Consider the following 11,494-nt stretch of genomic DNA (forward strand, 5'->3'; position numbering starts at 1 on the left):
CGCAGCGCGGGCCGGTCACCGTCCGGCCACGTCGATCGCGAAGGCGACGAGGAAGCCGAGGGTGGTGATGACGCCGGTCCAGGTGCGGGTCCGCTCGAACGCCTCGGGGATCATCGTGTCGGCGATCATGGTGAGGATCGCCCCGGCCGCGACGGCGGTGATGACCGCGATCGCCTCCGGCGGGGCCTCGCCGAGCGCGGCGTAGCCGACCAGCGCCGCGACCCCGCTGGTGACGGCGATCCCGCCCCACACTCCGAACACGTAGCGCGCGGAGCGGCCGCTGGCCTTCATCCCGGCTGCCGAGGAGAGCCCCTCGGGCACGTTGGAGATGAACACGGCGGCCAGCACCGAGGGGCTCACCGACCCGCCGCCCAGCAGCCCGAGCCCGAGGACGACGGACTCCGGGACGCCGTCGAGCAGCGCGCCGATCGCGATCGCGGCCCCGCTGCCGGACTGCTGGTCCTCCGAGGGCTGCTGGGACCCCGAGCGCTTGCGGTGCCGGGCGCCGCGACGGGCCAGCGCGGCGTTGGCGGCGACGTAGGCCAGCGCGCCGCCCACGAACCCGACCGCCGTCGGTCCCAGCCCGCCGGTGTCGGCGGCCTCCGCCATGAGGTCGAAGGCCACCGCCGAGATGAGCACCCCGGACCCGAAGGCCATCACCGAGGCGATGACCGTCTGCGGCACCCGCACGAACCAGGCGACCAGCGCCCCGAGCACCAGGGCGGCACCGCCCAGCAGGCCCCACAGGCCGGCCTCCAGCCACGTCGGCACGGCATCCCCGATCTCGCCAGCGCTGCGTGCACACATCGTGCCCTGTCGAGTGCAGAGACCGCGCTGGGTGCGCGGCATTGGAAGCTCTACCCACGTCAGCGGGCCGGGGACGCGGGTAGAGCTTCCTTTGCCCTAGGGGGGAGCTTCAGTCCGGGTGGCTGAGCAGGTAGCGGCCGAAGTGCGGCACGGTGAAGGCGATCTGGCCGCGCTCGGCGGAGTAGACCAGGCCCTTCTTGATCAGCGAGTCCCGGGCGGGGGAGAGGGACGCCGGCTTGCGGCCGAGGGAGACCGCGACCTCCGACGTCGCCACCGCGGTGCCGCCCGGCCCGCCCAGCTCGGCCATGGCGTGCATGTACTCGCGCTCGGCGGGGGTGGCGCGGTCGTAGCGCGAGCCGAAGAAACCGACCGCCAGCTCGGCCTCGGCCACCGGCGCGGCCATGGCGACGTCCGCGGCGGTGACGGGGGAGGCGGCGGCGACGTCCCAGGTGACCTTCCCGTAGGCCTGCACGAAGTACGGGTAGCCGTCGGCGGCGGCGTAGAGGGCGTCCAGCGCACCGGCCTCGAAGGTGACGTCCTCCCGCTCCGCCGGCGCGAGCAGCGCGCGGTCGGCGGCGGCGCGGTCCAGCCGGTCGATCCGCAGGTAGCGGAACAGCCGCTCGGAGTAGCTCTTGGACGCCGAGAGCACCGCCGGCAGGTGCGGCAGCCCGGCGCCGACGACGATCAGCGGCGCGCCCTGCTGGGAGAGCTCGTGGCAGGCGGCGCAGATCGCCGAGACGTCGTCGGCCTGCACGTCCTGCATCTCGTCGATGAACAGCGCGATGCCGCGGCCGACGTCGGCGGCCAGCCCGGCGGCGTCGCTGAGCAGCTCGACGAGGTCGATCTCCATGTCGCCGGAGTCGGCCCGCCCACCGGCGGCCGGCACGTCGATGCCGGGCTGCCACCGGTCGCGCATCTTCGCGTCCGGCACCTGCCGCAGCGCGAACGCCTTGAGCACCCCCAGGACGGCGTCCATCGAGTCCTGGTCGGGGTGCCGCAGCTCGCGCAGGGCCATGTGCAGCGCGGAGGAGACCGGCCGGCGCAGCGACTGGTCGGGCCGGGCCTCGATCTTGCCCGTTCCCCAGCCGCGGCCGATGGCCGCCGAGCGGAGCTGGTTGAGCAGCACCGTCTTGCCGACGCCGCGCAGCCCGGTCAGCACCAGCGAGCGCTCGGGGCGGCCGTGCGCGATCCGCTCCAGCACGACGTCGAAGGCCGACAGCTCGGTGTCCCGGCCGGCCAGCTCCGGGGGGCGCTGGCCGGCACCCGGGGCGTACGGGTTCCGCACGGGGTCCATGACGAGCACCGTATGGGCGCGTCTAGCCCGGGCCGTAGAGATCGGTAGAAGGGCGTAGCGCGTGTCGCCGTCGACCGTCGTCTGCCGGTGTCTAGCCGGGCGGCTAGACGTGCCTAGACCGCCCGACACGGGCCGGTTCGCGATCTCCGGCCGCTAGCGTGGGGCCGTGATCAGGTTCGCGCTCAAGGTCGTGCTCATGGCCGGCGTCTTCTACGGCGTGGCCTATCTGCTGGACGGCGTCCAGGTGGACGCCAACGCCGCGGGGCCACTGGGGGAGCTGGGCACCTGGTTGTGGATCGCGCTCATCTTCGCGGTGGTGAACGCGATCATCGGACCGATCCTGCGGTTGCTGTCGCTGCCGTTCGTGCTGCTCACCCTCGGGCTGTTCCTGCTGGTGGTCAACGCGGCGCTGCTCGGCCTGACCGCCGCGCTGACCGACCGCCTCCAGGTCGACGGCTTCGGCACCGCCATCCTCGGCGGGCTGCTGCTGGCCATCGGCGGCTGGATCGCCGACCAGCTGGTCGAGAAGGTCTGACCCCGGCCACCCGTCTCCTGGATGGTTGACCCCCCGGCGCGGCACCTCGTACGGTCAACTGCATGCAAAACAGCATTCACAGGGCCGGACCTGCATGAGGGTCATGGGACTGGCCTGGCTCGGCTCCAGCAGTCCCGAGCTCGACGCGATGACCGAGCTGCTGCACGGCCGGCTGGGGCTGCCGGTCGAACGCGAGCAGGCCGGGGCCCGCGTGTTCCGGTTCCCCGACGGCAGCGGCTTCGAGGTGTTCAAGCCGACCGACAGTGACCACGACTTCTTCGAGCACCCGGTCGCCGGGATCCTCGTGGACGACGTCCGAGAGGTCCGGGCCCACCTCGAGGCGGGCGGGATCGAGTTCGTCGGCGAGGTCCACGACGGCGTCGAGGACTCCTGGGCGACCGCGTGGTCGCACTTCCGGGCGCCCGACGGCTACCTCTACGTCCTGGTCAGTCGCCCGGAGCCGGCGCCCGTCCCGCAGCCCACCCCCTTCGACGAGCTGCGGGTCTGCCTGCGGGTCGCTGACCTCGACGGTGCCGTGCGGCTCTACCGCGACGGTCTGGGCATGCAGGTCGTCGACGAGTGGACGCACCCTGGCGGGCAGCGCGGCGTGCTCTTCGGCGCCGTGTACGCCGCGGTGGAGCTGTTCGACGACCGGCAGTGGGATCTGGTCGACCAGTCCGAGACCGGGACGACGCTGGGCCGCGACCACGGTCTGCGAGTCGAGGTCTCCGACGTCGCCGGGCTGCGCGCGCTCGCCGACCGGCTCGAGGCCGTCGGCGCCAAGGCGACCGGGGAGGTCACCCGGACCCCCTGGGAGCAGACCTGTCTGCGCATGACCGATGCGGAGGGGGAGCAGTTGACCCTCTTCGTGCTCCCCGACGAGGAGAGGACCGTCCGCGCCCGGACGCGGAGCCGGCTCACGCCCTGATCCGCCGGCTCCGCGCCGCCCAACCCGTGCTCCCGGGAGCGCGGGGTCGTCGGCGTGCGCTCGACCGGGAGCGGCCCGTCCACGGCCGGGGGACAGCCGTGGAAAACGTGCGCGGACCCATTGACTTGTGGGCTGGATCACGGTTGGTTCTCGGGCACAGAACTGCATGCATTTATGTGTGCAGCGCATCCCGTCCACTGGAGAAGCCCATGGCACTCGCACCGGACCTCTCGGCGCCGCCGCTGACGACCCGTTCCACCGACGACCCGGACGTCGTGGCGAGGCAGCTGGCCGACGACTACAGCAACCACGTGGTCCCCCTCACCGCCCGGGTGGGGCGCTGGCAGCTCACGATGTCGTTCTGGTCGCTGCTCAGTGCGATGGTGTGGCTGTTCTACGGCGCGCTGGCCTCGACCCTCTTCGGCACGCGGGATGCGCTGATCGCGATCGGCCTGTCCGTTGTCACCTATTCCCTCATCAACTGGCTGTTCACCCGCTGGGGGGCGCGCAGCGGGCTGAACAGCACACTGCTGTCGCGCCGCATGTTCGGCGTCGTCGGCGCCTCGCTCACCGCGCTGTTGATCGCGGCCAACACCACCTACTACGCGGTCTTCGAGAGCAGCACCCTCGCGGTGGCCTTCCAGCACTACACGCCGAGCTGGGACATCCGGGTCTGGTACGCGGTCATCGCGCTGGCGATGCTGCCGCTGATGCTCGGCAGCGTGCAGACGTGGATGGCCAAGCTGAACGGCTTCCTCCTGCCCTTCTACGCCGTCGGCGTCATCGCCGCGGTCATCGCAGCAGCGGTCAGGTTCCCCGACTCCGGGTGGCTCGGCTTCGAGGGGGTCGTCCCGCCGGAGGCCCGGGCACTCCCCGGCTGGCTCCTGGGCACGATCCTCTACATGGGCATCTACCTGACGATGCCCACCACGGTGGACTTCGCCCGGTTCGCCAAGGTCCAGGACGAGGGGTTCCACAAGAACGTCACGTTCGGCTGGGTGTTCTACGCCTGGTTGTTCGCGGCGAACGGCGCGGCCGGCATCTTCCTCGTCCGCGCCGCGTTGCCCGGTGACCCGACGGCCGAGACCGGCGTCGTCGAGGCGATCATCGCCGCCCTCGGGTTCGTCGGCCTGCTGCTCATCGTCGTGTCGCAGACCCGCATCAACAGCCTGAACTACTACCTGGCGTCGTCGAACTGGGAGCGGCTGCTCACCAACCTGACCGGCCTGCGCCTCCGGCGGGTCGCCTGGGTCGTCGTCACCACGGTCGTGGTCTTCCTGCTCATGCTCACGAACGTCTTCAGCTACCTGCAGCAGGCGCTGAGCTGGCAGGGCGTCTTCCTCGTGGCCTGGGTCGGCATCGCGCTCACCCACTTCGCCCTGGTGCGCGAGGACCGGGACACCCCGGAGTTCCGCGCCACCCGGCTGCCGAAGGTCACCTGGGGCCTGGCGGTGTGGGTCGTGTCCGCCGGCGTCGGCATCTTCCTGCTCGAGACCACGTCCGTCCCGGCGCTGTTCACCGCCGCCGCCCAGGTGGTCGCTCTCGTCCTCAGCGTCGTCCTCTACGCGGTCGTGGTGACGGTGCTGCCGCCGCGGGTCCGCACGGGGCTGGACCCGCGCCAGGAGGTGCCCGACGCCGCGAGCACGTGGATCGAGTGCCACGTGTGCGAGGACTCCTACGTGGCCGTGGAGATGGACCGCGACCCCGGGGCCGACGACGCGCCGGTGTGCGACGCGTGCGCAACGGGACACCGTCGGGCCCACCAGCGGGCCTGACGGTGCGCTCACCGGCGGCCGGAGCCGGTCGCCGGTGAGTTGCCCGTCGCTCTTGATGTGACACGCGCCCCATGCCACACTCTCTACATACAAAAATGCATGCAGAAGGGATCCCGCGATGACGGACACCGCCTCGGCGCCCACCACCGTGAGGCCGCTGTCGATCGCCAGCCCCGAGCACGTCGAGGCCTCGGACTTCCTGGCCTACGAGGCCGAGCTGCTCGACGACCTCCGCGAGCGCGAGTGGCTGGAGACGATGGTCAGCAGGGACGTCGTCTACCAGCTGCCGCTCCGGGAGACCGTCGAGCGGGCCCGGGGGCGCGGTTTCGTCGAGGGCACCTATCACCTCAACGAGAACCACGGGTCCCTGGGCAGCAAGGTCGCCCGGAACGAGACCACCTACGCCTGGGCGGAGGACCCGCCCTCGCGGCTGCGGCACTTCGTCACCAACGTGCGGGTCCGGCGGCACGCCGACGCCGACAAGCTCCTGGTCCGCAGCAACGTGCTGATCTACCGCACCCGCCAGGACCAGACCACCCCCCAGATCCTCGCCGGCGAGCGGCACGACGTCCTCCGTCGCGAGGAGGGCGGGCTGCGCCTGCTGGAACGGGTCGTCTACCTGGACCTCACCGTCATCGGGACGCACAACCTGTCCCTCTTCTTCTGACCCACCTCCACCGACTCCGCGGCCCCTCGAGGAGAGCGACATGACCGAGATCGTCGAGCGCCCGGCCACCCCGGCCGACCCCGCCCTGCACCCGCAGGTCGACCGCCTGCTCACCCAGCTGGACGACGGGCTGCCCAAGGGCCAGGTCCCGGCCACGCTGTTCGGCAACCCGCACGTCTACCAGCAGGAGCTGCGCAGCGTCTTCGGCCGCTGCTGGGTGTTCATGGCGCACGAGTCCGAGGTCGCGGCCAACGGCGACTACGTCGTCCGCAAGATCGGTGAGGACAACTTCATCGTCTCCCGCGACGAGAAGGGCGAGCTGCACGTCCTCTTCGACGCCTGCCGGCACCGCGGCGTGCAGGTCTGCCGCGCCGACTCGGGCAACACCTCGCACTTCCGCTGCCCGTACCACGGCTGGACGTACTCCACCGACGGCTCCCTGGTCGGCGCCCCGCTGTGGCGCAACGCCTTCGGCGGCATGGACAAGGGCAAGAACGGCCTGGTCCCGGCGGCACAGGTGTCGACCTACCTCGGCCTGGTCTTCGCCACGCTCGACCCGACGGCACCGCCGCTGGAGGAGTACCTCGGCGGCATGTCCTGGTACCTCGACCTGATCTTCGGCCTGGACGCCGAGGGCCTGGAGGTGCTCGGTGCGCCGCAGCGGTTCGTCGTCGACGCCAACTGGAAGTCGGGGGCCGACAACTTCTCCGGCGACGACTACCACCTGGGCACCCTGCACCGGTCGGTCTGGGAGATCGGCGCCTTTCCGGTGCCCTTCCGCGAGAACATGATGGGCTACCACATCCAGGCGGCCCCCGGACACTCGCTGTCGTTCTCGATGGCGCCGGACGAGGACGAGCCCGGCCCCCGGTTCTTCGGCTTCCCCGAGGACCTCGCCGACACCTTCGACACCAGCCGGATCAGCCAGCACCAGCTCGACATCGCGCGCCGGTCCCGGGTCTTCGTGGGCAACGTCTTCCCGAACTTCTCGATCCTCGCGCTGCCCATGACCGAGGACGGCAGCGCCCACCCGCCGACCGGGATCATCACGATCCGCACCTGGCAGCCGAAGGGGCCCGGCCAGATCGAGATCTGGAACTGGTTCCTCGGCTACAAGCGCATGACCCAACAGCAGAAGGACCGCGCCTACCGCGCCGGCCTCGGCACCTTCTCGGTCGGCGGCGCCTTCGAGATGGACGACACCGAGCCGTGGATCACCGTCGGCCGCACCGGCCGCTCGGTCGCCGCGGAGGTGCTCGACTTCCAGCTCAACTACGAGATGGGCCTGCCCGGGATCGGCATCTCCACCCGCGTGACGGACTGGCCCGGCCCCGGCATCGCGTACTGGACCCGCTACGAGGAGGGCGTCCAGCGCAACCTCTACCGCTACTACGCGGCCATCATGCGCGCCCGTCCCGGCGACTGGCCGGACCTGCCGCCGGAGTGAGCCGGCGCGAGCCGCACGTGGACCGCAGGTCGGCACTGGGGAGGGACGCATGAGCAGCACCGGGTGGACCGCGGGGGTCCTGGACCGCTACCGGTCCGGGGGCCTCGCCGGCCGGCTCACGCCGGGGTCGTCGCCGGCCGTGGTCGTCGTGGACCTGCAGGACGGGTTCACCGACCCTGCCTGCGGGCCCGGCTTCGAGCTCGGCCCGGTCGTGGCCGGCACCCGGCGCCTCCTGGACGCCGCCCGGGCGGCCGGTGTGCCGGTGCTGTTCACGACGATCGCGTTCCCAGCCGCTGCGCGGAGCACCTGGCTGCGCAAGATGCCGGTCCTCGCCGAGCTGGTCGAGGGCAGCGGCCGGGAGCGGATAGACCCGCGCCTCGCGCCCCGCGCCGGGGAGCCGGTGCTGGTCAAGCAGAACGCCTCGGCGTTCGCCGGCACCGAGCTCGCCGGCGTCCTCGCAGGGTACGGCGCCGACAGCCTGATCGTCTGCGGCGCGACCACCTCGGGGTGCGTGCGGGCGACGGTGGTCGACGCGTGCGCCGCCGACCTGCCGACGTTCGTCGTCCGGGAGTGCGTCGGCGACCGGGAGCACGGGCCGCACGACGCCGCCCTGCTCGACCTCGACGCCAAGTACGCCGACGTGATCTCCCTGGACCGGGCGCTGGAGCTGTTGGCCGCCGTGCCGGCCGGCAGAGGTGTGCGATGAGCGCGCCGGCCGCGCCCACCGTGCCCGCCGCCCAGGCCCTGCTGTACCGGGCGGCCGGCGACCTCGCCCCCGCGCGGACGCTGCCCGGCGGCCCGGCCCGGCTGGTGGTCCCCGGCGTCGAGTCGCCGGAGTGGGGTCTCGCCGACGAGCGGCGCCTGGGCTTCCTCGCCGGCGACGCCGTCGACGGCGTCGTGGACGCGCTGGCCGCGGCCGGCCTGCGCGGCCGTGGGGGCGCCGGCTTCCCCGCCCACGTCAAGTGGCGCACCGTCGCCGACGCCTCCGGCCCGACCGTCGTCGTCGCCAACGGCCACGAGGGTGAGCCGGCGTCGGCCAAGGACCGCTGGCTGCTCACCCGCCGCCCGCACCTGGTGCTCGACGGGCTGCTGCTCGCCGCGCGGGTCGTCGGAGCCGACCGGGCGGTCGTCTACGTGTCCTCGGCCGACAGCGTCGCCGCCGCGCGGCGTGCCGTCGCCGAGGTGGCCGCGGCCGGCCTGGTCCCCGACGGGGTCCGGCTCGAGGTCTTCCGGACGACGGAGGCCTACGTCGCCGGCGAGGAGAGCGCGGTCTGCCGGGCGATCAACGGCGGCCCAGCGCTGCCGCTGGCCAAGCCGCCCCGGGTCTTCGAGAGCGGGGTCGACGGCCGGCCCACCCTGGTGTCCAACGTCGAGACGCTCGCGCAGGCCGCCTGGATCGTGCGCCACGGAGCGCGGGCGTTCCGCTCCGCCGGCACCGACGACTCCGCGGGGACGGCGCTGTTCACCCTCACCGGCGCCGGCGTGGACGGCGCCGTCGTGGAGGCGCCGCTGGGCAGCACCGTCGGCGAGCTGTTCGCGGCCGGGGGCGCCCCCCTGGAGGACCCGAGGGGGCTGCTCATGGGCGGCTGGTTCGGCGGGGTCCTGCACGGCGACCTGTCCGGGCTGGCCTGCTCGCACGCGGAGGTGGCGGCCGTCGGCAGCGGGCTCGGCTGTGCCTCGATCACCGCCCTGGGGCCCGGCGACGACGTCCTCGCCGTCGCCACCGAGCTCAGCGGCTGGTACGCCGCGGAGTCCGCCCGCCAGTGCGGCGTCTGCCGCAACGGCACCAAGGCCATCCACGCCACGCTCACCGCGCTGAGCGACGGGGACGCCGATCCCGAGCACCGGGAGAAGCTCGCCCGCTGGGGGACCACTCTCCCCGGCCGCGGTGCCTGCTCCTTCCTCGACGGCGCGGCGACGCTCGCCCGCAGCGTCGTCGCCTCCCTGACCGCACCAACGCACGGCCACTGAACGGAGAGACGCGATGCGAGTCGTCCTGGACGCCACCCGGTGCGAGGCCTACGGGGCCTGCGCCGATCACTGCCCGAGCCTGTTCGCGCTCGATGAGTGGGGCTACGCCTCGGTCATCGGCGACGGCTCCGTGCCGGCCGGCGAGGAGCAGAACGTGCGGGCCGCCGCCCACGCCTGCCCCGAGAAGGCGATCGCGGTCCTCGACTGAACGAGGACCCCTCCGCCCGACGGCAGCACACGAGAGAAGGACATCCGTTGGACCTGGAACTCACCGGCGGGACCGCCCTGGTCACCGCCGCCTCCCGCGGGATCGGCCGGGCCGTCACCGAGCGGCTGGCCGAGGAGGGCATGACCGTCGTCGCGGGCGCCCGCACGGCCGGCCGCGAGCCGGAGAAGCTGGGCGCGGGGGTCATCCGGCCGCAGGTCAGCGACCTGGCCGACGCCGAGCAGACCGCGGCCCTGGTCGACACGGTCGTCGCCGAGCACGGCCGGCTCGACGTGCTCGTCCTCAACACCCCCGGCCCGCGGATCGTGCCGGCGCTCGACACCACCTGGGCCGACTGGGCGGCCGCGCACGACCTGCTCCTGCGGCCGGTCGTCCAGCTCGCGGTGGCCGGCGGGCGGCAGATGCGCGCGCAGGGCAGCGGCACGATCGTGCTGCTCAGCTCCACCTGGGTGCGCCAGCCGGCCGCGGGCGGGGTGCTGTCGGCGTCCTACCGCTCGGCGGCGGCCGCCCTGGTCAAGACCCTGGCCGCGGAGCTGGCCCCGCACGGGGTCCGCGTCGTCCACGTCATGCCCGGGGCCACCGGAACCGACCGGATGCAGGCCATCGTCGAGAGCAAGGCGGCGAGGAACGGCACCACCACGGACGACGAGGTCGCCGCGGTGGTCAGGGACATCCCCCTGGGCCGGTGGGCGGAGGCCCGCGAGATCGCCGACGTCGTCGCCTTCGCCGCCTCCCCCCGCGCCGGGTTCATGACCGGGTCGGCCGTCGTCGTCGACGGCGGCGCGGTCCGCGCCACCTACTGACCACCAGCACCACCGAGAGAGGACGTCATGCCCAGGACCCTGACCGAGAACTTCGTCGAGCAGTTCCGGCTCTGCAACGTGCAGCCCAGCGAGACCGTCGGCATCATCGCCGAGCTCGGGCAGAAGGACGAGTACGTGGCCGCCGCCGTCGCGGCCGCCCGCCAGCTGGGCGCCAGCGCGCTGGTCCTGCACGCCTCGAGCCTGTCCAACCCGATGCTGCCCCCGTACGCCCCCGACGGCCGCGAGGTCCCGGCCCTGCTGGCCGCCGCCGGTGAGTGCGACTTCGTCGTCGACGTCACCGTCGGCGGTCTGATCCACTCCGACGTCCGCACCCGGATCACCGGCAACGGCAAGCGGATGCTGTTCGTGGCCGAGCCCAACGACGTCCTCGAGCGGCTGATGGGCGGCCCGGAGCTGCGCACGGCCGTCGAGGGCGGCGGCCGCAGGCTGCGGGCCGGCAGCACCCTCCACGTCACCAGCGCGGCCGGCACCGACCTCACCGCGGACATCTCCGGAGAGGACCTGCCGATCACCCACCAGTGGGGCTACGTCGACGAGCCCGGCCGGTGGGACCACTGGCCCAGCGGCTTCGTCGCCTGCTTCCCGAGGGACCGCTCGGCCGAGGGGCGGATCGTCCTGCAGCCGGGTGACGCCCTCATCCCGTGGCAGCGCTACGTCCGCGAGACGGTCACCATCGAGGTCGCCAAGGGCTTCATCACCGGCGTGACCGGGGACGGCGCCGACGCGCACCTGCTGCGCGACTACTTCGACAGCTGGGAGGACCCCGAGGTGTGGGCGCTCTCCCACATGGGCTGGGGCCTGCTCCCGCCGGCCCGGTGGTCGGCCTTCGACGTCTACGACCCGCGCAGCCTGTACGGGCAGGAGCTCCGCTCCACGGCGGGCAACTTCATGTGGTCGACCGGGTCGAACCGGTTCGCCGACCGCGAGACCCCGGCGCACCTCGACGTCCCGATGCGCAATTGCACCGTCGAGATCGACGACGTGGCCGTCGTGCGGAACGGGAAGCTGGTGGAGGGCTGA

Annotated in this window: 12 protein-coding genes; 10 read left to right on the forward strand and 2 right to left on the reverse strand. The window is 72.9% G+C overall.

What is annotated here, in order from left to right; translation table 11 throughout:
* Positions 1-15: 15 nt before the first annotated feature.
* Together MY526_RS11310 and MY526_RS11315 are read right to left on the reverse strand one after the other, a co-directional pair.
* Positions 16-771, reverse strand: a complete 756-nt coding sequence (locus MY526_RS11310) for a ZIP family metal transporter (protein WP_436691945.1) — start codon at positions 769-771, stop codon at positions 16-18.
* A gap of 145 nt (positions 772-916) precedes the next feature.
* Positions 917-2,101 (reverse strand): AAA family ATPase, encoded by a 1,185-nt coding sequence (locus tag MY526_RS11315; protein WP_436703905.1) that lies wholly within the window; start codon positions 2,099-2,101, stop codon positions 917-919.
* 166 nt (positions 2,102-2,267) lie between these two features.
* Here MY526_RS11315 and MY526_RS11320 point away from each other — a divergent pair, with 166 nt between their 5' ends.
* The 10 genes from MY526_RS11320 to MY526_RS11365 all read left to right on the forward strand — a co-directional run bounded on the left by MY526_RS11320 (position 2,268) and on the right by MY526_RS11365 (position 11,494).
* Positions 2,268-2,636 carry a phage holin family protein gene (locus MY526_RS11320; RefSeq protein ID WP_436691947.1) on the forward strand — a complete coding sequence of 123 codons (369 nt, stop codon included), beginning with the start codon at positions 2,268-2,270 and terminating at the stop codon, positions 2,634-2,636.
* Between the two features lie 94 nt (positions 2,637-2,730).
* Entirely contained in the window at positions 2,731-3,564 is an 834-nt protein-coding gene (locus MY526_RS11325; RefSeq protein ID WP_436691948.1) for a VOC family protein, read from the forward strand.
* Positions 3,565-3,773: 209 nt separating this feature from the next.
* Entirely contained in the window at positions 3,774-5,339 is a 1,566-nt protein-coding gene (locus MY526_RS11330) for a purine-cytosine permease family protein (protein ID WP_436703906.1), read from the forward strand.
* A 118-nt stretch (positions 5,340-5,457) separates the two neighbouring features.
* Positions 5,458-6,006, forward strand: a complete 549-nt coding sequence (locus MY526_RS11335; protein ID WP_436691950.1) for an aromatic-ring-hydroxylating dioxygenase subunit beta — start codon at positions 5,458-5,460, stop codon at positions 6,004-6,006.
* A 40-nt stretch (positions 6,007-6,046) separates the two neighbouring features.
* Entirely contained in the window at positions 6,047-7,453 is a 1,407-nt protein-coding gene (locus MY526_RS11340) for an aromatic ring-hydroxylating oxygenase subunit alpha (RefSeq protein ID WP_436691951.1), read from the forward strand.
* 49 nt (positions 7,454-7,502) lie between these two features.
* Positions 7,503-8,159 carry an isochorismatase family protein gene (locus MY526_RS11345; protein WP_436691952.1) on the forward strand — a complete coding sequence of 219 codons (657 nt, stop codon included), beginning with the start codon at positions 7,503-7,505 and terminating at the stop codon, positions 8,157-8,159.
* A complete protein-coding gene (locus MY526_RS11350; protein WP_436691953.1) occupies positions 8,156-9,424 on the forward strand; it encodes an NADH-ubiquinone oxidoreductase-F iron-sulfur binding region domain-containing protein in 1,269 nt (422 codons plus the stop codon). Before MY526_RS11345 ends, MY526_RS11350 begins: the two co-directional genes overlap by 4 nt.
* A gap of 13 nt (positions 9,425-9,437) precedes the next feature.
* A complete protein-coding gene (locus MY526_RS11355) occupies positions 9,438-9,632 on the forward strand; it encodes a ferredoxin (protein WP_436691954.1) in 195 nt (64 codons plus the stop codon).
* Between the two features lie 47 nt (positions 9,633-9,679).
* Positions 9,680-10,453 (forward strand): SDR family oxidoreductase, encoded by a 774-nt coding sequence (locus tag MY526_RS11360; protein ID WP_436703907.1) that lies wholly within the window; start codon positions 9,680-9,682, stop codon positions 10,451-10,453.
* Between the two features lie 27 nt (positions 10,454-10,480).
* Positions 10,481-11,494 carry a hypothetical protein gene (locus MY526_RS11365; RefSeq protein ID WP_436691956.1) on the forward strand — a complete coding sequence of 338 codons (1,014 nt, stop codon included), beginning with the start codon at positions 10,481-10,483 and terminating at the stop codon, positions 11,492-11,494.

The organism is Geodermatophilus sp. CPCC 205761, from assembly GCF_051383655.1.
GTDB lineage: Bacteria > Actinomycetota > Actinomycetes > Mycobacteriales > Geodermatophilaceae > Geodermatophilus.

Bases quoted from the DNA above. Each gene is read 5' to 3' on its own strand.
- MY526_RS11315 (WP_436703905.1), bottom strand. From the start codon at position 2,101: ATGGACCCCGTGCGGAACCCGTACGCCCCGGGTGCCGGCCAGCGCCCC.
- MY526_RS11330 (WP_436703906.1), top strand. From the start codon at position 3,774: ATGGCACTCGCACCGGACCTCTCGGCGCCGCCGCTGACGACCCGTTCC.
- MY526_RS11340 (WP_436691951.1), top strand. From the start codon at position 6,047: ATGACCGAGATCGTCGAGCGCCCGGCCACCCCGGCCGACCCCGCCCTG.
- MY526_RS11355 (WP_436691954.1), top strand. From the start codon at position 9,438: ATGCGAGTCGTCCTGGACGCCACCCGGTGCGAGGCCTACGGGGCCTGC.
- MY526_RS11345 (WP_436691952.1), top strand. From the start codon at position 7,503: ATGAGCAGCACCGGGTGGACCGCGGGGGTCCTGGACCGCTACCGGTCC.
- MY526_RS11335 (WP_436691950.1), top strand. From the start codon at position 5,458: ATGACGGACACCGCCTCGGCGCCCACCACCGTGAGGCCGCTGTCGATC.
- MY526_RS11365 (WP_436691956.1), top strand. From the start codon at position 10,481: ATGCCCAGGACCCTGACCGAGAACTTCGTCGAGCAGTTCCGGCTCTGC.
- MY526_RS11325 (WP_436691948.1), top strand. From the start codon at position 2,731: ATGAGGGTCATGGGACTGGCCTGGCTCGGCTCCAGCAGTCCCGAGCTC.
- MY526_RS11350 (WP_436691953.1), top strand. From the start codon at position 8,156: ATGAGCGCGCCGGCCGCGCCCACCGTGCCCGCCGCCCAGGCCCTGCTG.